The organism is Plantactinospora solaniradicis, assembly GCF_042658085.1.
Taxonomy (GTDB): domain Bacteria; phylum Actinomycetota; class Actinomycetes; order Mycobacteriales; family Micromonosporaceae; genus Plantactinospora; species Plantactinospora solaniradicis.
The window spans coordinates 23,149-48,485 of the sequence record NZ_JBHSPR010000056.1 but is presented as its reverse complement, the minus strand read 5'-3'; the positions used below and the strand labels follow the sequence as shown (position 1 = coordinate 48,485).

The following is a 25,337-nucleotide window of genomic DNA, read 5'->3' as shown; positions in this document are numbered from 1 at the left end:
TCACGCTCGACCGGTCACGCGCTCGCCGCCAGTACGTCCTCGGCGGTCACCGTCCGTAGCTCGAGCACGTTCGGCATCCGGCCGAGTGCGCGCAGCCGCTGGGACTGCGCCTTGCGTACCCCCTCGAAGAGCCGGCGGGCCTCCCTGGCGTTGCCGAAGTTGGGATCCCCGGAGATCCGGGCGAAGTGGTCCAGCAGGACCGGATGCGCCTCGCCGTCCATCAGGTAGTCGCCGTCGCCGACCATTCTGCCGATGATTTGCAGCAGATCCTCCGGGCTGTAGTTCTCGAACTCGACGGTCTTGGAGAATCGTGAGGCCAGACCCGGATTGACGGCCAGGAAGTCGGTCATCTCGCCGGTGTACCCGGCGACGATCACCGCGACCTCGTCCCGATGGTCCTCCATCAACTTCACCAGGGTGTCGATCGCCTCCTGGCCGAAGTCACCGCCGGAGCCGGCCTGCCTGGACAGCGTGTACGCCTCGTCGATGAAGAGCACGCCGCCCTTGGCCGCCTCGAACACCAGCGCGGTCTTCTCCGCGGTGTGCCCGATGTACTGGCCGACCAGATCGCGCCGGGAGACCTCGCGGAACTGCCCCCGAGCGAGCACGCCGAGCGCTCTGAGCAGCTTGCCGTAGGTACGCGCGACGGTGGTCTTGCCGGTCCCGGGCGCCCCGGCGAAGATCAGGTGATGGCTGAGGGTGCCCACCGGCAGTCCCGCCTTGCGGCGCCACTCGTTGACCTGGATCTCGTCGACCAGCGCTCGGACCTCCGCCTTCACCGCGGCCAGCCCGACCATGCCGTCCAGCTCGGTGAGCAGGTCGTCGAGTCCGGCATCGCCGGTGGCGCTGGGCCGGCGCACGGGCTCCAGCACGGTCGGCGTGGCGCCCTCGGCCAGCAGGATGCCGGGTTCGGCGGTGTTGTCGAGCTGGCACTCCTCGACCGAGCCGGCGCAGCCGGGGCCGAACGCGATGCCGACCCCCAGCACGTCCCGGACCCGGGTCCGGCGTACGGTCGGTCGGCTCTGGTGCGCCACCTCGATGCCGGCACCGGTGGTCCCGGAGATGTCACAGCCCTCGATCAGCGGTCGGGCGTACTGGTAGACGTAGATGCCGCGCTGACCGCAGCCGGAGATGGTGCAGTTGCGGATCTCCGGATCGGCGCCGAGCCCGACCACCACACCGTCGCTGGCCACGTCGTCGACGGAGGTGTCGTCGATCCGGCCGGACGAACTCTCCACCACGATCCCCTGGACGGACCCGGAGACCGTGCATCGGCTCACCACGAACCGGGGGCAACCGCGCAGGCTGATCGCCGGACCCACCGAGGCGCTGACCCGGCACCGCTCGACCGTCAGGTTCGCGTTCTCGACCCGCAGGGCGGCCACGCTCGCGCGCACGTCGATCCCCGCAAGGGTCAACGATCCGCCCCGGACGTCCAGCACCGGCCAGTCGCCACCGGAGCCGTCCAGGAGCACCGTCGCGCCGTCGAACGCCCGTACCGTCAGCGAGCGGTCCAGCAGCTCGAACGTCTCCGGGTAGCTGCCGTCGGCGACCGAGATGACGCCGCCGTCCGGTGCGTCCCGCAGCGCCGCGCCGATCGTGTGGTACGCGCCGTGCCGCCCCGGCGCGACCAGCAGCGTCCGGGGATCCCAGCCGGGCGTCGGCGGGTCCGTCTCCGCTGGACCACTGTTCTCAACGGGTGGGGTCATGTCACGAACACTCCGATCGGAAGCGACCCGGCCACGCCCCGCGAGTGCGCGCCGTCGAGTCGAGCGAGCCCGACGCCGTACGGCGTGGCGCGTACCGCCGTGGCGGCGACTGCCGCCTCGACGGCGGCCTCGGTGGTCCCGGCGAGCCGCAGCACGGCGTTCACCCGTGGTCCGTCGTGGTCCGGACGAGCGCCGACCGTCACCGTGACGGCGACGCCGACGGTCACCGTGAGCAGCTCGGCGATGAGCTTCCTCGCCTGCGGGTCGGCGAGCCGGTGCCACCCGGACAGCCGGAAGGTGGCCTGACAGACCGGGCCGGCGCGCCAGAACCGCCAGTCCTCGCGCACCTCGTTGCGTCCGCCGCTGACGTGGGCGAGACCGGCGATCACCGCGAACGCCGTCTCCTCGGTCAGCGGCTCCGTCGGTACGCCCGCGCGGACCAGCGCGCGCCGCACTCGACGTACGGCATTGCGCAGGACCAGCGTCAGCTCGTCGTCGCCCGGTGTCTCGACGCTACGGGCGGCGTGTACGGCCAGCCACACCTTCGCCGGCGTGTCGCGGCGGATTCCGGCGTGGTAAACCGTCTGGGCACCTGCCGCGCGCTGCTGCCCGTCGACGAGCGCGATGAGCGCCGTCGGCGTGGGCAACCGGTCGACGGCCGGTTCCGGGTCGCCGTCCCGCGGTCGCAGCACGGCGGTCAGACCGCTGCGGTGGCTGGTCGTCATGGCCAGCCCGTAGCCGGTCTCCACGGCGCGCACCGTGCAGTTCGGGATCAGCAGGTCCAGCAGGGCCGGGGTCTTCCCGTCGCCTTCGGGCAGATCGCGGCGTCGGTCGCGGGAGAGATAGCCGACGGCGAGTACCCCGTGCTGGTGGAGCCAGCGACCGCCGATCCGTACGGTGGTCAGCGCGACCAGTACCGTCGCACCGACCGACACACAGACCAGCACCGGCCACGGCTGGCGGACGGCAAGCACCACCGCCAGCAGGGCGACCTGCCAGCAGACGACCTGGATCAGGTTGAGGTGGGCGAGAAACTGCCTGCCCCGACCGGCGCCCGGGGTCACCGACCGCGGCGGCCCGACGGTGGCCGTTGCGCGGTCCGGGGGCTGTGTCGGAGTGGTCCGGGGCAGGGCCAGGGTCCGGGCGTGCGGGGTCGCCCGGGGCGTCGGAACGGTGGCCCGCCGGGCCGCCGCCACCGTCAGTCCGGCGGTGGCCACGGCGACCCGTACCGAAGCGGCGGGCACGCCCTGACCGGCGGCTGTTGATGTGGCCGGCGACGTGCCCGCCCGACCCGGCGACGCAGCCGGCGACACGGCCGGCGACACGGCCGTCCGATGCGGTGACGGGTTCGTCGACGTGGCCGCCTGATCCGGCGACGGGTCGGTTGACCCGGTGGCGGCGCGATCGGCCGCATGGTCAGCGGCGCCCACGGTCGACCTCCCGTCCCGCCGATTCGCCGGTGGCCCGTACCGGGCCGGTCGGTTCGGGCTGCGGAATGCCGGCCACCGCGCGGCCGACGGTCGTGGCCAGGATGGCCATCACCAGGGGAGAGCGCACCGGTCCTCACTCTGTCCGTCGTGGCCGGACGACGCGTTCGCGCCGCCGGACACACGATCGGACAGAACACATGAGGTTTCCATGACGTACGACGCGGCGCTGGGCGGGTGCGGCCGTGGCGCGGGACGCGAACGACCGGGGTTCAGCTGAACCGTGCCGCGATGCCGCGACAGGTGTCCCGGGTGGCCTCGAGGTGGATTCGACGGAACCGGTTCGGCTCGGCTCGGTGGACCGCGCGTCCTCGGCTGCTCCACAAGGTCTTTGTCGGCACCGCTTCGGCACCCGTCGGCACGAACTTCAGCACCTCGGAGAGCGCCGATGCGGCGGTGAGCAGGTCCATCCGGGTCTGCCGCCGCTGCCGGGCGTCCAGTCGGGCGGGGTCGGGCGGCGTGCCGCTGGCGAGGATGTCGGCCAGCCACAGCCACTCCCCCGCATCCAGCAGTTCGGACGGCCGATCGTCGCCGAATCGCGGGACGTCGTCGCCGGCCGGCGGAATCTCGTCGGGAACGCGGAACGTGAACTCGCGGGGCGCGCCGCACGACAGGCAGTCGCCGGTGTACCGGCGGGCCAGGTCACCGTCGGCCTCGACGACCGAGCCGACGGGGTCGAACCCGGTCTGTCCACACGATTCACACGGGTGCAGCTCCATGTAGAGGTGCGCCTCCGCGCTCGTCCGCGCCAGCCGCAACGCCATGCCGCCCATGCTATGCACGCGGGTCTTCCCACGCCTCGTCGAGGAAGCCCGCGTAGGAGCAGACCAGCAGGTGCAGGCCGCGGAGCAGGTGCGGCAGCATCTCGTCGGGCCCCGTCACGGTGGGATCGTCGTCGGTGGGTGGATTCAGGTACGCCGGTGCGAGAGCTTCGCAGGCGTCCCACAGCGTGGGTGTGACCGGTGCCCACCGCCAGATGTCGTGGACCAGGTTGTCGACCAGCATCCATGGCCCGTCGGGCCCACCGATGCCGTACCGGCCGGGCCATTCGGGTCGCATGCCGTGACCGTGCAGCGTGCTGTTCCACCGGTACGCCATGGCCATGGCCAAGGCGTCGGCCGAGTCGGGGTCGACGACGAGCAGCAGCCGGCGCTCGACGAGGTCGGCGACGGCCCGGTCGAATCGGGCCACGGTCAGCCACGGTGCCGAGGCGGCGATCTGGGCCGGGGTCCAGGGCTGTGGTCCGCCGGCGATGCCGTGGGCGAGCAGCCAGAGGGTGTACGGGTCGCCGCCCGGCAGCGAACGGATCCGCCCGGCGACGCGTACCCGGTGCGGGGCGAGGGGCGTTTCGTGCCGCACCGCGACCGGAGGCGGACCGAGGTCCGGTGGCCCGGACGCGTCGACGGTCGGCCCGAGGTAGTGCCCGACGGGAAACATCAGGAGTGTGCTGTCGACCATGTCATTCCGGTCCGGGTACGGCGGGTACGGCGAGGTCGAGGCAGGCCGCGCCGGTGGAGGTGAGCGTGTCGAGCCGGTCCAGCAGGGCGACGAGGACCGCGGACGGATCGGTCAGAGCCGGTTCGGCGGTGGCGGCGGCGTAGCGGCGGCAGCCGTCCCACAGCGAGGGGCGGCCGCCCGCTTCTGCCCACAGGTCGTAGCCAAGCCGGTCCACGCTGACGATCGGCTGCCCGAAGGTGCCGATCCGGCAGCGGCCCGGGTCGTCCGGGTCGGGTCCGAGCCCCGACAGCAGCGGCAGCAGCCGGTGCGCGCGGGCGAACCCGGTGGCGTCGTCCCAGGACACCGGCACCAGCAGGCCGCGGCCGACCAGCGCGTCGGCAGTGGACGGTTGGTGGGTCGGCTCGCCGGGTGCCGCCCAGGCCCTGGCCTCAATCTCGGTGAGCCGTTCGACGACCGGTCCGCGCCGGACCTCGTGACACCACCGCTCTCCGCCGGCGGGAAAGCGGCCCAGGTAGTGGCCGACCGCGACGAGTCCGGCGATGGGCGTCGTCACGGTGCCGGAATCCGCTCGCCGGGATCGTGGATGACCAGGGCCGCGGCGCCGCGGAACCGGTCGACCAGCCAGGTGTTGACGGCGCCGTGCAGCACCACCGCCAGCCGGTCCGGATCGGCGATGACCTCGGGATCCACGTAGAGCCCGTGCGGCCCGTCCGGTTGGGGTTCGAGCACGGCCAGGCCGCCGTCAGGCCCGTTCTGCCGGGATCGCACCCGCAGCTCGAACCGGCCGTGCTCGGTGCCGACCCGTACCGTGTCTTCCGGGGCGAGCCGCAGTTGGCGCGGGCCGCCCGGCGTACCCGGATCCGAGCTGAACCACCCCTTCCGGGTCATCACGTCGAGCGCCCGGGTCACGCCGTACCCCACCTTGTCGCCGTCATGTTGCCTGTCCAGCCACTCACGCACCCTGTCCCAGCTCTCGTCGGTTCCCCAACCCTCGGGGTCGGCGCGCAGCGTGCCCAGTTCCGTCTCCGCGTCCAGGTCCAGACCGAACCGGAGCCGGGCGTCCCTGACCACGGCCTCCCAGCGCGCGGCCGAACCGGCCTGCTCCACCAGCAGACCGAGGTCCTCCATCCCGTGCCGCAGATATCCCCGCAGCATGACGGGATTCAGGCCGACGGGTACCCGTTGATCGTCCTGCTCCGCCGCCGCGACCCGGTCCAGGTACCGGGCGTGCTCGACCAGGAGGTTGACCTGCACTGCGTCCTGGCGGTTCAGGAGTAACGGCCCGGGGGGATTGTCGCCCGGCCGCAACGCCGTACCGGCGGCGAAGAGCCGTGCACCACCGAGCCCCGCCCGGACCGTGCCCCTGGCGAACCTGCTGCCGAGGGACGCCGTCGGCGTGTCGTCCGGTACCGGCATCGATGTGATCTCCTCGGTCGCCTCGGCGGCCTGCCTGGCCATCCTGGTAACGTCCTGCGCGACCTCCAGCGGCGTGAACGGGAGCCGGGCGGCTTCGGCCTGAAGCTGCGTCTCCGCGTCGATCTGTTTGATGATCGGGGTGGCCACCCGCATGACTCCCTCACCGAGGGCGTACAGCGCGGTGTAACCGACCTGCCCGACCAGCCAGACCAGCTCATCACCGATCGGAATTCCCGCCCAGAGCAGCGGAGTCGCCGCGGCCACCCCGCCGACGAAACCCGTGACGTGCTTGACCGACTGGGACCGGCCGGACTGCTCCTGCGGGATCCCGACTCTTCCGTTTTCACCCTCGAGCACGGTGGCCGAACGGTCCTGGATGACCTGCTTGACGATCGCGAGGCGGCCGGACGGAACGCCAAGGTGGTTCTCCGGATGCCGGTCGCCGCTGAGTAGCTCGTCGATCATCTGCTTGGATTCCCTGAGCTGGTACAGGGCTCTGGCGCTGGCCGCCGCCGTCTTGTCGCCGGCCTCCCACGCCGACAGCGGCGTCCAGCCGGCCCCGTAGCCGAGACCACGCCCCGCCTGCATCAGCATGTTCGCGGTGAGCAGCTGCGGGGTGGTGGCGAACCCAAGGTACAGCGATGCCACCTGCATCAGCGCATGCTGCGATCCGACGCGGAGCGGATTGACCGGGAGGGCCGCCCTCGCCTTCGGCAGGTGGACCAGTTCGTACGTCATGCCTGGCGGCGACTGGAATCTCCACGAGTCGGACACCCGCCCACCCGTACGGTTCCACAGGTGCCTGGCCGGCTGGACGACCACGCTACGGCGCCGCGCCAACGCCGCCAGCTTGTCGCTGACCTCGTCCACGGATTCCTGGATCGCCTGCTCCAGGTGGGTGAGAGCCGCTCGCAGTTCGTGTTCCAGTTGCCTGTCGAGCGTCGGGTTCTCGTCGTAGAGCTTTCGGACCCGGTGGTAGACGTTCTTCGCCCCGAGGTTGCGTACGGTGTCCGGCTCCTGCTTCTCCAGGGCGTCGCGCTTCCTGACCGCGTCGAACTCGCGGGGATCGGCGGCCTTGTCCGCGACCGCCTGGAGGAGCGACGCGAGAAGCGTGATCGAACTGCCGCCGACGGTCTTCTCCACGTCCCCGTTGCGGGACTGGATGGCCGCGGTCGCGGTGGTGCCGGCGAGGGCGGCCGGCGTTCGTTTCTTGACGTTCTTCGTGATCGGGTCGCCCCGCTCGCGTCCGGGTGGGTTGCCTGCCTCCTTGACCAGGGACTTGTCGGTGTCGGCGACGAGCCTGACGGTCGGCAGCGCGCTGCCGAGCCTCGAGTCGGCGTCGGCCTGGAAGATGCTGCTGGCAACGCCCGAGACCACGCTCGTCATGATGCCGGAGGGGTCGCGGCCGAACTCCTCGCCCACCACCATGCTGTTGCCGCCGCTGCCGACCGACGAGACGAGCCGACGGAGCATGGCCGGCCAGTACGGCTTGCGTCCCACCCGGGCAACCAGCGGCCCGTCGATCTTGATTCCCCTGCGCCCAGCCACCTCGCTCAGCCTCAGGTGGATGGCCGCATGCAACCGGCGGGGCACGGTCGCCTCGACGTACCGATCGATCATGATCCGTTCGGCCCGCGTGGCGACCCGGTAGAGCGAGGTGAGCACCTCGACCCGGGCATCCCGGGCGGCCTTGCGGGCCACCCTCTTCGCCGCCTCGTCGACCGTCTGGCCGGAGTTGGCCGCGGGTGCGAGAGTGCCGAACTGCGCCAGCGCGCCAGCGGTCTCGACCAGGATCGCCGCCTCGCTCGCGTCCGAGCGCACCAGCAGCCGGTAGCCGTGCGGAGCGTTCGGGTCGGGTTCGAGCCGTACGGCGTAGCCGCGTCGGTTTGGACGGGTCACCTTGATCGGCACCTGGTAGCGGGCGTCGTCAACTCGTACCGTCGCCACCCGGTGCCGCAGGTCGTGGATCCCGGCACCGGCCACGGCGTCGGGCGTGAAGCTCTCCGCGGCCGTGTCGAGCGCCCACCGCAGGGATTGCAGCGTGGCGTCGCCGCCCCGCACGGCGCCGGTGTCGAACATCCGCAACGGGATGGTCGGATCCGCCATCCCAGCGAGCCAGTTCCGCAGCTCCTTGACGCGCTTGCGGGATCCGGGCTGGTCGCTGAGCAGTCCCGCCCTGGCGAGATTCCCCACCACGAGGTTGCGATCGCCCATCCGTTGCGCCAGTTCGGCAGCCGCGCGTACGCCCGCGTCGTCGCCGTGCATCACCGTTTCGACCGCCCGCACCACCGCCTCGGCGACGGTTGCCGTCAGGTGGTCCGGCCGGACGACGTCCGCGACGACAACCCGGACCTGACGCGTCCTTCCGGGGCCGGGATCGGCCACCGGGTCCACCCGGTACGCCTGACCCGCGGGCAGCGGACCGAACCGTAGTTCCACGGCGAGGGGGCCTTCGTCGGCCGGCCGTTCCTGCCGGGACCGGTCGACCCAGACGACATGCCCCTCGCCGTGCCAGGGGGGACCGATGGGCCACGCCGGCTGCCGCAGGAAGAGCCGGTGCCCGTCGACCGCCGCCAGGCCGTCCTCGATGGCGGTTCTCGCGGAGTGGTACGCCCGCGCCAGCCGAATCGAGTCCGCCGACGTGTTCACCCGCGACTCCGGCGACGAGAGAACCCGCGACATCCACGGGACGAAGGTAGGTGGCTCCACTTCGGTCCGCAGGCGCTCGACGACGTCCCGCGCCAACTCCCGGACGTCGGCCTGCCGGTCGAAGATCACCTCGGCGGGGGCCATCCGCACCTGCCCGTCGGGGTCCCGCGCGGGCACCCCGTCCGGGCCGGGAAGCGGTTCCGGCGGCCGGACCGTGAACCCGGTCCCGTCCTGGTCGGGGCGTCGGGAGAACCGCACGGTGACGGTGGTCCCGTCGCCGGCCTCGATGGACCCGACCTCGCCGGTCCGCTCCATGTGCGCCACCCGGCGCCCCATCGAGCGCCAGCCGGCATAGTCAGGCAGCAGCGGGTGAACCGCCGCGAGTTCGTCGTCGGTGAGGCCCAACATCGCCAGCCGGCGGTCGGAGTACTCCGCGTCCGGGTCATCCGGGTGTGGGCGCCCGATGCCGAGGTGGTCGAGCAGCAGGCCCAACTCGACCTCGATGTCGTCCACGCTCTCCGCCGGAGCCGCCCTCAGCTCCGCCACGAGGAACCTGAGTTCGGTCCGGTGCCCCACGTCGTGCGGGCTCAGCTCCGCCAGCGACGGATCGGCCCCGCGCCGCAACGCGTCGGGGTGCGCCGGTCCGCCGGCCGACGATCGCAGCTTCGCCTTTGCCCGGGCCACGAAGCCCTCGTTCCGCAGGGCGGCGTCCTCGTCCAGCTCATGGCCCACGACGCGGTCCACCCACCGGCCGCGGGTCGGGCCGGCGGGCGGGTCGGCCGAGACCACGACCTCGGTGAAGGTCTCGCCGTCGATGACGACGTCGGTCCGGTGTGAACGCTGGCCCTCGGGTGGCGTGCCCACCCTGAACCGCAGCGGCGGTCTGCCCGGCAACCGGAGGACCGCCGCGAAGGACGTGGCATCGGTTACCGGCGAACCATGTGCCCGCAGCGCCCGCAGCAGTTCTCCGAACACCCCTTCGGGATCGACCGGACCAGCGTGCGCGGGCGCTCCCGGCAGGGTGGTGGCGGTGTGCGAGTTGTCGACGTGCGATCCGGAGTGCGCCGAGGTGACGAGGTGACGAGAGGCACGCCGACGGGAGAGGGCGGTCCGTGGCCGATCCGCCCGATGCCCTTCGGTGGACGTGGCGGGACGTACTCCCAGGCGTCCTGCCGCCTCGGCCGCCTGTCGGCCGGCCCGCAGCGCCCGGGCCGCGTCCGGAACCCGGGGGTCGTCCCAGGACATCGGCCGGGCGTCGAGCACCAGTACCTCGGCGCGGGCCGGTGACAGGGCGGCAAGGAACTGTCCGATCGGGACGGCGTCAGCGGCGCCGTCGGTGAGTGGTGCCTCCCGGCCGGTCTGCGGGTCGTAGCCGAGCACGATGCGCTGACCGTCCTGCGGCCGGTCCAGCAACGCGTAGCCACGCTGCGCGCCGGCAGCATCGGTGACCAACAGGTACGCGGTAGCGCCGGGCGCCGTACGGGCCAGGGTGTCCAGCACGGCGCGAACCTCGGTGGCCAGCACCTGCCGCGCCCGGTCGGGCGGAAGGTCCGCCAACCCGTCACGCAGTGGCGTGAACCACGCCCCTGGCAGTCGACGGCCGAGTTCGGTACGCAGGTCCGCCCCGCCGAACGCGCGTGCGGCGAGGGCGCCGGCCAACACCCCGCGCGGGTCCTGCCCGTCGAGGGTGGCACCCCGCACGAGATCGCTGTCCGGGTCCCGGCGCAGCCCGTGCCGCGCCAGTTCGGCGTCGAGCGCGTCGCCCAACCGAGCGTGCTCGTCGGCCAGTTCCGCGAACCCGTTCCCCCGGCCCGGCCCCTCGGCACCGGGGCCGGCGATCCGTCGTGGGTCAGGGCTGGCAGGGGCCGTACCCGACCCGCCCGTGATCGGCGCCGCTCGAACGACCCGGGCCCCTGGCGTCGCGGGGCGTACGGCGGCGGTCGACAACTCGTGCAGTACCGCCCGGGCCACCGCCCGCTGGTACGCCTCGACCGACGGATGGTTCCCCGGATCCAGCACCGGCGGTACCGAGCGGGCATGCCGGCCGTCCGTGGTGACCGCGACCAGCGCGTCGCCCTCGCGCCGGAGGCTGGCGAACCAGTTGTCCAGTCGAGGCAGCACGTCGTCGAGCGCCAGGTTGAATGCCGCGCGGTCCGGTTCGCTGCCCTCCGGCTCCGGCTCCGGCGGGTTTGGGTGGCCCGGCCTGGGCGCAGTGGCGTCGACGGTTGCCGGGATGGCGGTGTCCGGGTCGGCAGCCCGACCGGTCGGCCCGGGTGGGCCGGCGACCCGGGTGTGCGTGGGCGGCGTCCGGGGTGCCGGCGGGTCCGCCCCGGGGCGGGCGGCGGGCGCCCCCGACGCGAGCGCCCGGACCGCAGCCGAACCGGGGCCGGCGGGCATGCCAACCGTCGTCGGCTCCGTCGAGCCGGCGCTGGCCGTCTCCGCGAAGAGTTCGCCCTGCCGGTCGTCGCCGCCGCGATCCGGGTCTGGCGAGCTGGCGGCGGTGCCGTGCCGTCCTCGGCCGGTACCCGAACCGCGCTGCGGATCGGTGGGACTGGTCGCCGGGCCGGCCGGCACGACCGTCGGTGCGCCCGCCGCCGATGGATTCGCCGGGGCGGGGTTCGCCGGGGCGGCGGCGGTACTGGTCGTGGCGGGTCCGGTCGGCGTGCTGGAACCGATCGCCGTCGGTCCGGTCGGGCCGGCAGCGGTGGAGGGCGCGATACCGGCCGCCGGGCCAGGTCCGGTTATCGCCGGACCAGCGGTCGCGGACGCGGCGGTGCCCACCGGTGCGGCCGTACCCGCGCCAGGCCCGGCCGGGACGACCGGGGAGTGCCCTGCCGGTGGTCCGCCGGCCGCGGGCGCCCCGCCCAGGCCGGTCGGGTGTGCGGCGGTGTGCGCGATCGGTGCGGCGATCGGCCCAGCCGGGTTGGCCGCCGCCGGTCCGGTGAGCGGTGTGCCGCCGTCCGAGGCCGTACCCATCGGGCCATCCCCAGCACCCAGGGCATCCGCAGCGCCCGACGCAGCCGTAGCACCCGAGGCGCTCGAGGGGGTGGCAGTCCCGGAGTGGGGCGCGGTGGCCTCCACGCCGGACGGCTGGTACGGGGTCACGGTGGGACCGGCAGCGGTCTCGGACCGTACCGGCGCCGAGGCACCGGATCCGGTCGGGCCGGCGTCGCTCGGCATCGAGCTGCGGATACCGGCGTCCGGGGCGTTCGTAGCAGGAGCGGTGCTGGTCGCGGGTGGCGCACCTTGCTCCTGCCGGCCGGGGTCCTGCTCGACCGAGCCGCCATCGCTCAGCGGCGGGGTCACGCCCTGGTTTGACGGCGGGATCACGCCCTGGTGGGGCGGTGGGGTCACGCCCTGGTGGGGCGGTGGGGTCACGGCGTGGTTCGATGGCGTGGTCACGGGCTGGTTGGACGGCGGCGGGGTCGCGGCCTGGTGGGGCGGTGGTGGCCCGGCTACCTGATTCGACGGTGGCGCCGCGGTCTGCGGGGACGGCGGATTTCCGTCGGCGGGCAGCGTTGTCGACCCGGTCCCGACGGCGGGTCCCGTCGAAGGCGCCGCGCCGAGTTGGTGCAGTTGCATGCCGAGATGCAGGCTGTTGGCCGCGCCCGCTCCCATGACCCCGGCGCTCAGTCCGCCGTCCCGCACCGCGCCGACGTAGCCGTCGACGTCCGCCAGGGCGGCCCATTCGCCGTTCACGGCCTTTTCGGCGGCATAACCCGTGGTAGTGGAGGTGAGGCCGTTGTTGACCACGGCCTCGGCGGCGATCGCCGGATGGCTCGCGACCGGCGAGGGCATGCCGACCCGTTCGAGACCCCGCTGTACGGTATCGATGATCGCGCCGGTGGCCACCCTCCGGAGAGCGTCCCCGAGCACCTCCCCGCCGGCACCGGCAACACCGGCGATGACCACGTCCTTGACGTCGAGCCGGTCCCGGGTGCCGGTGGCCATGCTGATGAGCTGCGTCGCCGCCTCGTTCCCGATCTCCGAGCCGGCACCGAGAACAGACTGGACGGCGGCATGCTTGGCCGCCTGCAGCGGCCCGCTGGCCGCCACCTGGCCGGCCCGCTCCGCCACCAATGTGGCCAGCCGTCCGGCGACCCGGGCCGCCACCAGGCTACTCGCGCCGGGTATGGGCAACAGGGCGACGAACATCGCCGCGTTGGCGCCGATCTCCAGCCAGATGCTGATCTTCGTCTCACGGATCACCTGGCCGTACTCGCGGGCACCCAACGCGAGCTGGCGCAGGGCCAGTACCAGCGGGAGGTGGTCGGCGTCGAGAACCCGCAGGGTCTCCGCGAACGCGAATCCCGCCTCGTCGATCCATACCCCGGGCACCTGACGCGCGATCGCCTGGACGTCCAGGTTGGCCCGCTCGATCACCCCGGCGGCGGCATCCAGGGCGTCCGCCAGGGCGTACGCCTGGGTTTCGCTGTCCTGCGGCCAGGGGTTCGCCAGCGCCTTGACCTCTTCCCACAACCCGCTCGGGTCGGGCGGCTCGGGAAGGTCCATGCCGTACGCCGCCGAACCCTACGGCCGGCCCGGTTGGGGCACGTCTCTGATGACCCGCTCGGTCTCCGCCTTGGTCAGCTCGTACCGGTCCACGAAGAGGTGGCCGGTGTCCGCCCGTCGTTCCACCTTGCCGATCAGCAGGTCGACGTCGACCGCGACCTGCTCCGCCACGGAGTCGAAGGACTCCCGGAAGCTCCGGCCCATCCGATCGCCGCCGAGTTGGCCCGCGCGGGCTTCGATCTCGGTCTCGGAGCCGCTCCAGCCGGTCCGGAAGACGGCGGCCACCTGGCGGAGCGCGTCCATCACCAGCCGGGTCGACCCGATGTCCATGCCGATCCCGTCGCCGTTCATCCCCGCCACAGCCGCTGACTCCGCTCCGGCTCGGTCTCCAGCAGGTGCAGAACGGGATCGACCAACGGGTCGGCCCGCTCGTCGGCCTCGGCCCGGATCAGCCGGGCGGCGATTCGGGCCGCGTCCTGGGCCGCCGCCCCGGCCGCGTCCCGGATGGTTCCGACGATGGTCCGGGCCAGGGCCGCCGCGTCCGGCTCGCGGTAGATCCGCGGGTCCAGTTCGAGGTCGCGCAGCTCGCCTCGACCACCGACCGTAGCGGCGACCAGCCCGTCCGGCGACTCGGCGGTGACCCGGATCTTGTCGATCCCGTCGCGCATCGCCAGCACGTCGTCGGTCAGCCGGGAGTATTCGGCGAGCCGTCCGGACAGTTCGCCAGCCGAGATGTCCAACCTGGCCTCCCCTCGTGATCCACACCCGATCGTCAGCATGTCGCGGCGCCGGCCGGGGCCGGGTCACCCTGGCCGCTTCCGGCCACCGCCGACCTGACCGGCGGGCGTGTCCGGACCATGACGGCATCATGAGAAGACGTACCGCCATCTCCGTGACCATCGCGATAGCCGCGGCCGTACCGTCGCTGTTCAGCATGCCCGCGTCGGCCGCGCCGCCGGCCGGTGCCTGCCGTGACCCGGAGCCCGCGCGGCCGGTCATCGCGGACCTGCCGTGGGCGCAGCAACTGCTGGACCTGCGCAGCACCTGGCGGCACAGCACGGGGGCCGGTGTCGTCGTCGCGGTGCTGGACTCGGGGGTGGACGCGGACCATCGGCAACTGCGCGGCCGGGTGCTGGCCGGTCGGGACTTCTTCCTCGTCGGCGACCTGCGGGGCAACTTCGACTGTGTCTCGCACGGCACCGCGGTCGGCTCGATCATCGCCGCCGGACCGGCGGACGGGGTCGGCTTCCGCGGGGTCGCGCCCGGGGCGCGGATCCTGCCGGTCCGGATCACCGATCGCGAGCTGAACGACCAGGGCGAGCCGAGTCCGATCGACCCCGCCGTCGTGGCCAGGGGAATCCGGTACGCTGCCGACCGCGGCGCCAAGGTGATCAACCTGTCGCTGTCCGGCTACGGCGACTTCCCGGCGATCCGGAACGCGATCCGTTACGCGCAGTCCAAGGACGCCCTGCTGGTGGCGGCGGCCGGTAACCGGCAGGACAGCGCCCCGGCCGCCTCGTACCCGGCGGCCTATCCAGGGGTGCTCGGGGTCGGCGCGATCGACATCGCCGGTGCCCGCTCGTCGGGCTCACAGGTCGGCGACCACGTGGACCTGGTGGCGCCGGGTACGGCTGTGGTCGGTGCGGCCCGGGCGGGCGGGCACGACTACTACGACGGCACCAGCTTCGCCGCCCCGTTCGTCGCCGGCACCGCCGCCCTGGTGCGTACCGCCTGGCCCGAGCTGACCGCGGCTCAGGTGGCCGAGCGGCTGATGGCGACCGCGTCGCCGGCCCGAGGCGGCCGGAACAGTCGGGAGTACGGTGCCGGCGTCGTCGACCCGTACCGGGCGGTGACGGAGAGGTTGTCCGAGCGCGACCCGCTGGTACTGCCCGAGGTGGCGCTGCCCGCGCCCGATCCGGCCGTGGTCCGTACCGCCGCCTGGTGGGCTCGGACGGGCGCCAGCGCGAAGTTCGGCGCGGGTGTGGTGGCGCTGTCCCTGGTGCTCGCCGGGGTCCTGGCCTGGGCGCTGCCGAGGGGTCGGCGCCGGCGTTGGCGGCCGGGGCGGGCCGAGCGGCTACCGGCCGCACCGTCCCGGGACGAGCCGCCGGAGGAGATCTTCCTGTTTCCGCCGCCCCCGGTCGAGGAGCGGCCCCGGCGCTGACCGCTGCCGCGATCGGCACGGGACGACCTCAGCTCGCGGAACAGCATTCGGCGCGGCAGCCCCGGGTTCAGTCCCCGGGCCGCCGCGCCGTCTCCGTCGCGTGGATCAGCTGTCCGGAATCATTTTGCTGACGTCCGCGAGAGTCCCCTCGTAGAGTTCGAGAGCCTTCTCGACGGCGACGCCCAGCATCCCGAGGAATTCGTTGTTCACCCGGTCGAAGGTCAGCGCCGCCACGGTGACCGCGTTGAACAGGCCGCCGGCCGCGTCCGGCCAGTCCTGCACGAGCTGCTCGACCACGGACGACCAGCTGTCATGTTCGTCCGTGAAGCCGGCGCCGGTGGCGGTGATGCCCTGCCGGAGCCCACCGAGAGCCGCGAAGTCGGCCCTGATCCAGTCCGTCATGTGACGAGTCCTCTCTGCCTGATGTCGGGACTAGGTGTTGTCTCGTGGATCTCGGCGGAGCTAGGTCCGCGAGACAGCCCCTAGCGGGGGACGGCCGAGCCGCCGAGCGCACCCGCGAACGGAGCGGCCCCGCCGCCGGACTGGGTGCTGTTCATCAGCGCTGTCGCGTCCGCGTTGGTGTTCTGGTACTCGCCGCTGCTCTTTTGCAGGGCGACCGCCTGCTCGCGGAGCTTGCGAACGAAGTCGGCGCCGGCCGCTCGCCACTCCTCATGCTTGGTCTTGAAGGCCGCGTCCGCGCCGCCCCGCCACGACTCCATCACCTCCGCCACGATCTGCTCCAACCTGGCGATGTACGTATCCAGAGAATTGGCGGTGAAGTCGGCGGCCTTCGCCGCGGAATCTATTCCTGGGGTCCTACCGGCAAGCATGCTCATCGGCTGCTCCTTCTGCTGATGCCGGGGTGCTGGTGAGCCGGACGGCCCGGGCCCGCGGTGCGTACCCGGTGTCGACGCTAGGGCGGCGGCGTCGGCCAGCGGCCCCGTCGGCACCTTCCTGCCATCCCGGCCCGCGCGTGCCGCGCAGCGGCGACGATCCCCGCACACCTGTAAGACGTAGGGAGGCGCGGTCATGGCGACGATGGTGGTGCGCAGGCCCTCTCGGCGACCCGCTCCGGAGATGCCCTCCGGAGAGCTGTTGCTGGAGGCACCGCCGGAGATTCCCGCACCGCCGGCCCGGCAGTGGACGCAGCTGCTGATGGTGCTGCCCATGGTCGCGATGATGGCCGCGATGGTGCTGATGTTCAGCGGCGGCATGTTCGGCGGCGGCAGCGGCGGCGGGGGGTACGCCACCCTGCGCTACGTGGCCTTCGGGCTGTTCGGCGTGGCGATCCTCGCCATGGTGGCGGTGGCCTTCCTGAACGGCGGCGGGCCGAACAAGCGCGAGATGGGCAACGCCCGCCGGCTCTACCTGCGGAGCCTGGCCCAGCACCGGATCCGCGTCGCCCGCACCGCCGACCGGCAGCGGGCCACGCTCTGGTACCTGCACCCGGACCCCGAGACCCTGTGGTCGCTGGTGCCAAGCTATCGGCTCTGGGAACGGCGCCGGGACGACCTGGACTTCGGCGTGACCCGGATCGGCGTCGGCCGGCAGAGCCTGGCCACCCGCCTGATTCCGCCGGAGACCAAGCCGATGGAGCAGCTGGAACCGCTGTCCGCGCTCGCTCTGCGCCGATTCATCACCACCTACTCGGCGATCCCGGACCTGCCGCTGGCGATGGCGGTGAACGGGTTCGGCCGGATCCACGTACGCGGCGGCCACGAGACGGTGACCGGCCTGGTCCGGGCGATGCTGGCCCAACTCGCCACCCTGCACGCTCCCGATGACCTACGGATCGCGGTCTGTGTCGGGGCGGAATGCCGGTCGGAGTGGGAGTGGCTCAAGTGGCTGCCGCACGCACTTCACCCGGAGCGCCGGGACGCGCTCGGCCCGGTCCGGCTGGTCGCCCCGACGATCACCGCGCTCGAGGCGATCCTGGAGGACCTGCTGGGCAACCGGCCGCGCTTCGACCCCGCCGACGGCGCGGCCCGGGTCGCCGGACCCCACCTCGTCGTGGTACTCGACGGCGGCGCGATCGCCGGATCCGACCACCTGATGACCGGCGGTGGCGTCGAGGGCGTGACCGTGATCGACCTGACCACCGCGCCGCCCCGGGCGCTGGAACGGTCCACCGTGGTGCTGGACGTCGCCGCCGACCGCGCACTGTCCAGCCTGACCACCGACGGGGAGGCCGACCTCGGGTTGGCCGACACCATGCCGATGGCGAGCGCCGAGGCACTGGCCCGCCAGCTCACGCCGTTGCGGCTCACCGGCGGCAGCCGGGGTGAGCAGCCGCTGAACGTCGAACTCGGCCTGGAGGACCTGCTCGACCTCGGCGACCCGTACGCGTTCGACCCCGCCGACACCTGGGTGCAGCGGCCCAGCCGGGACAGGTTGCGGGTACGGTTCGGCATCCGGCCGGACGGCACCCCGATCGAGCTGGATCTCAAGGAGTCCGCGCAGGAGGGCATGGGACCGCACGGGCTGCTGATCGGCGCCACCGGCTCCGGCAAGAGCGAGCTGCTCCGCACCCTGGTGCTCGCGTTGGCGGTGACCCACCCGCCGAACATGCTGAACTTCGCGCTGATCGACTTCAAGGGTGGCGCCACCTTCACCCGGATGGACCGGCTGCCGCACACCAGCGCGGTGATCACCAACCTCGCCGACGAGCTGCCGCTGGTGGACCGGATGGCCGACGCGATCAACGGTGAGCTGATCCGGCGACAGGAGCTGCTGCGCACGGCGGGGAACTTCTCCTCGCTGCGCGACTACGAGAAAACCCGGGCGACCGGCGCGCCACTGGCCGAGGTACCGACGTTGCTGGTGGTCTGTGACGAGTTCAGCGAGCTGCTGTCGGCCCGGCCGGACTTCATCGACATCTTCGTGCAGATCGGCCGGGTGGGCCGCTCGCTGGGCGTACACCTGCTGCTGGCCAGCCAGCGGCTGGAGGAGGGTCGGCTACGCGGGCTGGACGCGCACCTGTCGTACCGGATCGGGCTGCGCACGTTCTCCGACATGGACAGCCGGGTGGTACTGGGCGTACCGGACGCGTTCTCCCTGCCCCGGGCGCCGGGCCACGGCTTCCTGAAGTTCGGCACCGACCCGCTGGCCCGGTTCCGCGCGGCGTACGTCTCCGGTGTGCACAGCCCGACCGTCAGCACCGTCGCCGCCCCGGGCGAGCCGGAACAGCTCGGACTCGTCGAGTACTCGACCAGCTATCTCGCCCCTCGGGTCGAGGCGGAGCAGGAACCCGCCGAGCCCGCGGAGGATCCGGACGAGGCCGTCGGGGAGAGCCTGCTGGACGTCCTGGTGGACCGGATCGCCGGCCGGGGCACACCGGCGCACCAGGTGTGGTTGCCGCCACTGGCGGAGTCCCCGACGCTGGACGAGCTGCTCGGCGGGCTGGTCACCGAGCCGACCCGGGGGCTGCGGGCCGCCCGGTCCGAGGCGCTCGGATCGTTGCGGGCGGTGGTGGGGGTGATCGACCGGCCGCTGGAGCAGCGCCGCGATCCGCTGGTGCTGGACCTCTCCGGTTCGGCCGGACACGCCGTGGTGGTCGGTGCGCCTCGGTCCGGGAAGAGCACCGCGCTGCGTACCGTGATCGCCAGCCTCGCCCTCACCCACACACCGCGCGAGGCGCAGTTCTACTGCCTGGACTTCGGCGGTGGCGCGCTCGGCTCGCTCCGGGACCTGCCGCACGTCGGCGCGGTGACCGGCCGGCAGAACCCGGCGGCGGTGCGACGCACCGTCGCCGAGGTGGGGACGCTGCTCACCGAGCGGGAGCGGCGGTTCGCCGAGCGCGAGATCGACGGCATGGCCGGCTACCGCGGGCTGCTGGCGGACGGCGACGTCACCGACGACCCGTACGGCGACGTCTTCCTGGTGGTCGACGGCTGGCTGACGTTGCGGAAGGAGTTCGAGGACCTCGAGGAGACGGTCGCCGGGATTGCCGCCCGGGGCCTGGCCTACGGGGTACACCTACTCGTCTCGTGCTCGCGCTGGTTCGATCTGCGAACCGCGGTCCGGGACCTCTTCGGCACCCGGTTGGAGCTGCGGCTCGGCGACCCCATCGACTCCATGATCGACCGGAAGGCCGCCATGCGGGTACCGGCGGACGCACCCGGCCGCGGCATCTGCGTCGGCCGGCACGAGATGCTGATGGCGCTGCCCCGGGTCGACGGCCGGCGGACACCCGACGAGCTGGCCGCCGGGGTGGCTGGAATGGTCGACGCCCTCGGCGCCGCCTGGACGGGCGAGCCGGCGCCCCCGGTGCGGATGCTGCCCGACCGGGTGCCCTACTCCGCCCTGCCGCCGAAGGACGACCCGGGGCACCACCAGTTCGTGATCGGCATCGCCGAGCAGGATCTCGCACCGGTACGGCTGAACTTCGACTCCGAACCCCACGTGGTGCTCTTCGGTGACGTCGAATCCGGCAAGACCGGTTTCCTGCGTCTGCTCGCCCGCCGGATCGTGGACACGTACCCGCCCGAGCGGGCGCGGCTCATCCTGGTCGACCATCGGCGCGGGTTGCTCGGCGAGGTGGGTACCGAACACCTGCTCGGCTTCGGCACCGACCTGGCCACCACGACACACCTGATCGCCGAGGCGGCCAGGGGCATGGCCGACCGGCTGCCCGGACCCGATGTCACGCCCGAGCAGCTGCGCAGGCGGGGCTGGTGGGAGGGGCCGGAGCTGTTCGTCCTCGTCGACGACTACGACCTGGTGAGCACGCCGGCCAGCAACCCGTTGCTGCCGCTCATGCAGTACCTGCCGCAGAGCCGGGACATCGGTCTGCACGTGGTGCTCACCCGGCGTACCGGCGGGGCGGGGCGAGCGACGCACGACCCGTTCGTCTCCCGGATCCGCGACATCGGCTCGGCCGGCCTGCTGCTGTCCGGATCGAAGGACGAGGGGCCGCTGCTCGGTGGGCTCAAGGCCGAGCCGCTGCCGCCGGGCCGGGGGCGGCTGGTCACCCGCCGGGGCGCGCCGCAACTCGTCCAGCTCGGCTGGCTACCACCCGCGGAGCCGGCCTGACCACAAGCGGTCGTCGGGCGCCTGCCCGGCGATGCGAATGCTGAACTGAACCATCGGCACCGACCCAGTTGGACCGGGAGGAAAGATGACACATCCAGCAGGCGGTCTGCTCAGTGGGCAACCGGACACGATGCTCGGGTACACACTCGTGAGGACCACTCCGCCGGACCAGCAGCTTTCCGGTTGCGGCGGGCTGACGGAATGCCAGAACTTCGTCACCGCGAACGCCGGAGCCCTGCAGACGCTGACGAACTTCATGACGATGGTCAACAACCGCTTCGACCAGTTCGAGTACGCCGCCAGGCAGGGCGGTCACGAGTACCTCGCCGCCAACGAGCAGAACCGGATCTCCATCGAGAGCGTCCAGTCCCCCGCCCCGGTCGCGCCGACGCCGGAGGGGAACTGACATGGACTATTCCGGGATGAGCCTGGAGCAGATGGTGGCCATCATGGAAGCCGAGAACGGGCACAAGGAGGCCATCTGGGCACAGATCGGCGTATGGACCCGGGCCCATGGCGAGCTGGTCGAGGCGTCGAGCTCGATAACCGGGGAAACCGCCGCGCTGCAGGCGGGATGGGACGACGTGAACGGCGAGCAGATGGTCAACGCCGCCAACCGGGACGCGAGTGTGATCGGCGGCTGGCGTGACCAGCTCGGCGGGCAGGCGCCCTGGCACCGGATCCAGGACGCCGGCGAGGAGATCGGCCCCACCTACGCCTTCGTCAAGCAGCAGTACGAGTTGGCCAAACCGCTGATCGCGCAACTCGCCGCGGTCGACAACCCGCCACTGGGCCTGTCCGATCCTGGCTGGGCTGCGGGTGCCGCCATGCTGGCGAGTCAGATCGAGGCATACCGGCAGGCCGCTGCCGCCCGGATCACCGCGCTCGGCAAGCTCTTCGACGACGCGGCCATGGCGGTGACGGCGGCGGTGAACGGCGACATCTGGCTTTCGGAGGCGCTGGAGTCGGCACCCGCCGACGCCCCGCTCGCGGCTGTCGGCCCCGGCACCCCCGCCGGCGGCGGCGTCTCCACCGGTGGCATGAACTCCGCCGCGCTTTCCCCGGGTGGCGTTCCCGACACCACGCCGAGCGCGCCCCAGACCGCGCCGGACGTCCCTGTCACGCCTTCCGGTGCCGCTGCCGGCGGCGCCACGGCGGGCGCCGGCGCGGCGTCAGCCGGCGGCGGGGCGGCGCCGTCGCTGGCGGGCGGGGCATCCGCGCCCACCCTGCCGTCCACCGCCGTCCCGGCACCTGGCGGAACCGGCCCCGGTGGGCTCACCCCGCCGACGGTTCCGCCGATCGGAGGCGGTCCCGGCGTCGGTCCGGCTGTACCGCCGATGATCCCGCCGATCGGCGGGGCCATCGGGAGCGGGCGCGTCCCCGCCGCGAACGTCGGCGGGGCCGCGCGAATCCCGGGAGTGAACCTCGGCGGGCTCGGCAACGGTGCCGGCCTGAGTGGCATCGGCGGCGGTGGTGTCGGTGGCATCGGCGGTGCGGGCATCGGCGGTGGTGGTGCGGGCATCGGCCCCGCCGCGATTCCGCAGGCGGCCTCGCCGGTCGGGGCACCGGCGCAGGTCGCGCCGAGCGGCCCGCCGCCCGCGTGGCCGTCCGCCGTGCCGACCGGGGCCGCGACCGCCGCCGGCACGCCGATGATGCCGCCCATGATGCCGCCGATGGCCGGAGCCGGGGCGGGCGGTGCCACGGGGACAGGGCCAGGGCCGGGCGCGGCGCGGTCCTCGGCGACCGGGCGGGGGCGCGGATCCCAGAACCCCACTCCCGGCATGCCCGCGATGCTGACGGGCAAGGCGGGCAAGGGGAACCCCCACCCGGTCCCACCCCGGGCACGGCGGATCCGGGAGACGGACGCGCCGGCCACCGTGGAACTGATCGACGAGGACCTGTGGCAGGTCGGCGAGCAGCGCGGGGAACCCACTCGCCCGCCGGCCCGGATCCACCGGCACTGACCCCGGTCGCGTCACGCGTCGCGGCCCCGGGACATCTTCCGGGGCCGCTTTCCGTCCGGCCGTGCCCTCCGGCGAGGGCCGGGATCGTCGTGGCGCTAGGGGCTGCGCCGCAGGGCACCGTCGTGGCTCAGGGTGGTGCCGATCGGCAGGCGGCTGACCACGCCGGCCGGCATGCCGACCGGGCGTACCTTGGGGTAGCCCAGCACCTCGAGAACCCTCGGCTCGGCCACCGGATAGGCGATGCCCAGGTCGGTCACCAGCAGCAGGGTGCCCGCCGGGGCCTCCGGGCTCGGCCGCGACTCCACCACCGCGGCCCCGCCGCCCGGTACGAGCACCCGGTCGGCGAGCCGGGTACCCCGGTCGGTGTTGGCCGGGGTGTCCCGGAACGGATCGGCGGCCGGCATCTCCGGGTCCAGCAGCACGGTCGGTACCGCCCCGCGCGGGGCGAACAGCAGGCACATGGTGGTGGTCGTGCCGACGGCGGCGAACTCCGGCCTCAGCACCGGCGGGTCACCGGTCGCCACGGGTACGGCGGGCGCCTGCCTGGCCCCGGCCGCCTCCAGCAGGCTGATCGCGACGGCGGCCGGCTTGCCCTTGGGGTACGCGGCCGCGGTCCCCCGGGAGGCGAGCTGAATGTCGTACTGGAGTTCGGTGATCGGCCGCAACCGGTCGATCTCGGCGAGATAGCGCTGCACGCCTCCGGAGCCCGTTGCCACCAGCACCTGTCCGGCCCGGATGTCGATCCGACCCGGTACCGCCCGGGACGGCTTGCCGACATTTCGCACCGCGATCGGCCCGATCGGCCGGCCGGCCGGCAGCACGTCCAGCACCGCCGGGCTGACCGCGATCGCCGGTCCGGCGCGCAGCGCGACCTCCACGGCGACCCCGTCCGCCTTGCCGATCTCGTGCCGGTGGCCGCGCAGCACCAGGTGGCGCTCGCCGGTCCCGGCCACCCCGACCAGCAGCGCCCGCTCCGCCAGCGGGTCGCCACCGGACGGCCGCTGCCCGACCATCAGTACCGACTCGGAGACGGCCGCCCCGGTCCGGTCCTGGCTCGGCCGGGAGCAGAACGTCCACTCCCCGCCGAGCAACCGCTTCGGCGCCGGCAGGGCGTCGGGCGCGTCCGGGATGCCGATCCGCGGCCCACGCGCCACCCCGACCAGCGAGTTGCGTGACACGACCCGGGTACCCGCGTGCCGATCGAGCGCCAGCAGGGCGGAGGCGTAGTTGGCGACCGGATGCAGTCGACCGTCCAGGTAGACGTAGCGGGTCCCGGTCTCCTTCTCGACCACCACCGCGTCGCCGCCGCGCCAGCTCTTGTTGCCGCCGGGCACGATGACCCCGTAGACGCCGACCACGGCCAGCGCGATCACCGCGACGGCGATGCTGCCGTACGCGGCGTGGATCGGCCGACGGAACGGCGGCTGCTCTGGGTCGCTCTCCCGGGTCACCAGTCCGGAAATCACCCGCTCCACCAGGAACTGGTACGCGTGCAACTGGTCCCGCCTGGACGCCATGTCAGTCTCCCAACCCGCGGACGTACCCGTACAGCCCCAGCACCGAACAGAGCACCGGCAGGACCGCCAACACCACCAGCACCTCCAGCAGTTCCGCGTACCGTCCCAGGTACGGGCCGGGCCGGCGGACGCTGTACCGCAGGGCCAGCAGTGCGACGAGCCCGCCGACCAGCAACAGGACCGGTGCGGTCACGGCGAGCAGATCCGACCGGTCCGCCATCAGTGGCCCGGTGGCCAGACACACCGCCCCCGTGAGCCCGGCAAGCAGCATCGGCAGTCGTTGCCGCCCGATCGGATAGAGCCGGGCGCGGAGCAGGAAGCCGATCACCAGCACCGTCACCAGGATCAGTGCGGCGGTGCCGCCGGCGCGTACCAGCAACACCTGGCAGATCCCGGCGGTCACCGCCAGGCCGGCCACCATGCCGGTGAGCAGGCTGTCCGCCCGCAGCACGGCGGCGTACACCGCGGTGCGGGGTGGCTGGGGGTCGTTGCGTACCAGGTCGGCGGCGACCTGCGGCAGCACCGGCATCGGTACCCGGCTCAGCCGGACGGACAGCTGGGCGAGTACCGGCGAGAACGCCAGGCCGAGGCCCACCAGGACCGCGGCGGTCTCGTGTGCCTCCAGCGCGTCCAGGGTGGTGAGCCAGCCGCCGACGACGCCGAGCAGGCCGGCCGTGGCGCTGCCGACAAACAACGCGGCCCGGTCCACCACGCCGACCAGGCCGACCGTCGAGGCGAGCAGTAGGGCGGCTCCGGCGGTCAGCAGATGCGGCGCGCCGAGCGCGGTCAACGGGCGGTCACCGGCCAGGGCCAGGCCGCCGCCGGTGACCGCCAGCGGCAGCGCGGCCAGCGCGGCGACCACGCCCACGCCGGTGTCGCCGCCAGCCCTGGCCAGCAGCACACCGGCGATGAGCAGCAGGCCGGCCGCGCCGAGCGCCCACCATGCCGGACCGGACCACGGTGGTCCCGCCCGTAACACCGCGACCATCCAGAGCACGGCGGCCAACGCGCCGATGGCGAGACCGGTGGCGCGGGTGTGCGAAGGGCCCCAGGTACCGCCGAGCCGAGCCGAGCCGGTGGCGATCGCGTCGACCAGGTCGTCGTACTCCAGATCGGGCCAGTCGGTACGGCCGTGCGTCAGGTGCAGCACCTCGCCGTCGCGTACCCGATGCCCAGCGAGCGTGCGGGCCGGTTCGAGCGCCGTGCCGTCCGGGCGGCGCAGCACCCAGCCGCCCGCTTCGACCCCGGTGTCAGCCAGGCCCTCGCCGGCGTGTGCCAACAGCGCGGGCAGCAGTTCGGCGAGCGCGCAACGCTCGGGCAGCGCTAGGTCGATCCGCCGGGCGGGCGCCGCGATGGTCACCCGGACCAGGCCAGTTGTGTTCATGTCAGCTCCAGGACGTCCGGCCCCCGGCGGCAGCGAGCTGCCGGATGGC

17 protein-coding genes are annotated in these 25,337 nt (G+C 73.1%); 4 read left to right on the top strand and 13 right to left on the bottom strand.

Annotated elements, in window-relative coordinates:
• Nucleotides 1-14: 14 nt before the first annotated feature.
• The 9 genes from ACFP2T_RS39310 to ACFP2T_RS39270 all read right to left on the bottom strand — a co-directional run bounded on the left by ACFP2T_RS39310 (nt 15) and on the right by ACFP2T_RS39270 (nt 13,971).
• Entirely contained in the window at nt 15-1,709 is a 1,695-nt protein-coding gene (locus ACFP2T_RS39310) for a right-handed parallel beta-helix repeat-containing protein (protein WP_377431482.1), read from the bottom strand.
• The gene (locus ACFP2T_RS39305; RefSeq protein ID WP_377431480.1) at nt 1,706-2,953 is read right to left on the bottom strand and encodes a type VII secretion protein EccE; all 1,248 of its coding nucleotides are present in this window, start codon (nt 2,951-2,953) and stop codon (nt 1,706-1,708) included. Before ACFP2T_RS39305 ends, ACFP2T_RS39310 begins: the two co-directional genes overlap by 4 nt.
• A gap of 172 nt (nt 2,954-3,125) precedes the next feature.
• Nucleotides 3,126-3,266 carry a hypothetical protein gene (locus tag ACFP2T_RS39300; RefSeq protein WP_377431478.1) on the bottom strand — a complete coding sequence of 47 codons (141 nt, stop codon included), beginning with the start codon at nt 3,264-3,266 and terminating at the stop codon, nt 3,126-3,128.
• Nucleotides 3,267-3,408: 142 nt separating this feature from the next.
• Nucleotides 3,409-3,960 (bottom strand): hypothetical protein, encoded by a 552-nt coding sequence (locus ACFP2T_RS39295; RefSeq protein ID WP_377431476.1) that lies wholly within the window; start codon nt 3,958-3,960, stop codon nt 3,409-3,411.
• A 10-nt stretch (nt 3,961-3,970) separates the two neighbouring features.
• Nucleotides 3,971-4,654: a hypothetical protein gene (locus ACFP2T_RS39290; protein ID WP_377431474.1), complete on the bottom strand. Its 684-nt coding sequence runs from the start codon at nt 4,652-4,654 to the stop codon at nt 3,971-3,973.
• Between the two features lies 1 nt (nt 4,655).
• Nucleotides 4,656-5,207 carry a hypothetical protein gene (locus tag ACFP2T_RS39285; protein WP_377431472.1) on the bottom strand — a complete coding sequence of 184 codons (552 nt, stop codon included), beginning with the start codon at nt 5,205-5,207 and terminating at the stop codon, nt 4,656-4,658.
• Nucleotides 5,204-13,231, bottom strand: coding sequence for a WXG100-like domain-containing protein (locus ACFP2T_RS39280; protein ID WP_377431470.1), 8,028 nt, complete (start codon nt 13,229-13,231; stop codon nt 5,204-5,206). The genes ACFP2T_RS39285 and ACFP2T_RS39280 overlap by 4 nt, the downstream gene beginning before the upstream one ends.
• 18 nt (nt 13,232-13,249) lie before the next feature.
• Nucleotides 13,250-13,591: a hypothetical protein gene (locus ACFP2T_RS39275; protein WP_377431467.1), complete on the bottom strand. Its 342-nt coding sequence runs from the start codon at nt 13,589-13,591 to the stop codon at nt 13,250-13,252.
• A complete protein-coding gene (locus tag ACFP2T_RS39270) occupies nt 13,579-13,971 on the bottom strand; it encodes a YbaB/EbfC family nucleoid-associated protein (RefSeq protein WP_377431464.1) in 393 nt (130 codons plus the stop codon). The genes ACFP2T_RS39275 and ACFP2T_RS39270 overlap by 13 nt, the downstream gene beginning before the upstream one ends.
• A gap of 128 nt (nt 13,972-14,099) precedes the next feature.
• Here ACFP2T_RS39270 and mycP point away from each other — a divergent pair, with 128 nt between their 5' ends.
• Nucleotides 14,100-15,392, top strand: coding sequence for a type VII secretion-associated serine protease mycosin (mycP, locus tag ACFP2T_RS39265; RefSeq protein WP_377431461.1), 1,293 nt, complete (start codon nt 14,100-14,102; stop codon nt 15,390-15,392).
• A 105-nt stretch (nt 15,393-15,497) separates the two neighbouring features.
• Here mycP and ACFP2T_RS39260 read toward each other — a convergent pair whose 3' ends face one another.
• Both ACFP2T_RS39260 and ACFP2T_RS39255 read right to left on the bottom strand, forming a co-directional pair.
• Entirely contained in the window at nt 15,498-15,794 is a 297-nt protein-coding gene (locus ACFP2T_RS39260) for a hypothetical protein (protein ID WP_377431459.1), read from the bottom strand.
• Between the two features lie 80 nt (nt 15,795-15,874).
• A complete protein-coding gene (locus ACFP2T_RS39255; RefSeq protein WP_377431457.1) occupies nt 15,875-16,228 on the bottom strand; it encodes a WXG100 family type VII secretion target in 354 nt (117 codons plus the stop codon).
• 193 nt (nt 16,229-16,421) lie between these two features.
• Between ACFP2T_RS39255 and eccCa the strand changes: the two genes are divergently transcribed.
• The 3 genes from eccCa (at nt 16,422) to ACFP2T_RS39240 (ending at nt 22,387) form a co-directional block, all read left to right on the top strand.
• Nucleotides 16,422-20,423 carry a type VII secretion protein EccCa gene (gene eccCa / locus ACFP2T_RS39250; protein WP_377431455.1) on the top strand — a complete coding sequence of 1,334 codons (4,002 nt, stop codon included), beginning with the start codon at nt 16,422-16,424 and terminating at the stop codon, nt 20,421-20,423.
• Nucleotides 20,424-20,508: 85 nt separating this feature from the next.
• Nucleotides 20,509-20,829 carry a hypothetical protein gene (locus tag ACFP2T_RS39245; RefSeq protein ID WP_377431453.1) on the top strand — a complete coding sequence of 107 codons (321 nt, stop codon included), beginning with the start codon at nt 20,509-20,511 and terminating at the stop codon, nt 20,827-20,829.
• A gap of 1 nt (nt 20,830) precedes the next feature.
• A complete protein-coding gene (locus ACFP2T_RS39240) occupies nt 20,831-22,387 on the top strand; it encodes a hypothetical protein (protein ID WP_377431450.1) in 1,557 nt (518 codons plus the stop codon).
• Nucleotides 22,388-22,482: 95 nt separating this feature from the next.
• On the opposite strand, the gene eccB is transcribed toward ACFP2T_RS39240, so the two are convergent.
• A complete protein-coding gene (gene eccB, locus ACFP2T_RS39235) occupies nt 22,483-23,904 on the bottom strand; it encodes a type VII secretion protein EccB (RefSeq protein ID WP_377431447.1) in 1,422 nt (473 codons plus the stop codon).
• Between the two features lies 1 nt (nt 23,905).
• Nucleotides 23,906-25,288, bottom strand: coding sequence for a type VII secretion integral membrane protein EccD (gene eccD / locus ACFP2T_RS39230; RefSeq protein ID WP_377431444.1), 1,383 nt, complete (start codon nt 25,286-25,288; stop codon nt 23,906-23,908).
• Nucleotides 25,289-25,337: the final 49 nt, after the last annotated feature.

Coding starts and splice junctions, on each gene's coding strand:
- ACFP2T_RS39310 (WP_377431482.1), bottom strand. CDS start 1,709: ATGACCCCACCCGTTGAGAACAGTGGTCCAGCGGAGACGGACCCGCCG.
- ACFP2T_RS39295 (WP_377431476.1), bottom strand. CDS start 3,960: ATGGCGTTGCGGCTGGCGCGGACGAGCGCGGAGGCGCACCTCTACATG.
- ACFP2T_RS39290 (WP_377431474.1), bottom strand. CDS start 4,654: ATGGTCGACAGCACACTCCTGATGTTTCCCGTCGGGCACTACCTCGGG.
- ACFP2T_RS39280 (WP_377431470.1), bottom strand. CDS start 13,231: ATGGACCTTCCCGAGCCGCCCGACCCGAGCGGGTTGTGGGAAGAGGTC.
- mycP (WP_377431461.1), top strand. CDS start 14,100: ATGAGAAGACGTACCGCCATCTCCGTGACCATCGCGATAGCCGCGGCC.
- ACFP2T_RS39260 (WP_377431459.1), bottom strand. CDS start 15,794: ATGACGGACTGGATCAGGGCCGACTTCGCGGCTCTCGGTGGGCTCCGG.
- ACFP2T_RS39255 (WP_377431457.1), bottom strand. CDS start 16,228: ATGAGCATGCTTGCCGGTAGGACCCCAGGAATAGATTCCGCGGCGAAG.
- eccCa (WP_377431455.1), top strand. CDS start 16,422: ATGGCGACGATGGTGGTGCGCAGGCCCTCTCGGCGACCCGCTCCGGAG.
- ACFP2T_RS39245 (WP_377431453.1), top strand. CDS start 20,509: ATGACACATCCAGCAGGCGGTCTGCTCAGTGGGCAACCGGACACGATG.
- ACFP2T_RS39240 (WP_377431450.1), top strand. CDS start 20,831: ATGGACTATTCCGGGATGAGCCTGGAGCAGATGGTGGCCATCATGGAA.
- eccB (WP_377431447.1), bottom strand. CDS start 23,904: ATGGCGTCCAGGCGGGACCAGTTGCACGCGTACCAGTTCCTGGTGGAG.
- eccD (WP_377431444.1), bottom strand. CDS start 25,288: ATGAACACAACTGGCCTGGTCCGGGTGACCATCGCGGCGCCCGCCCGG.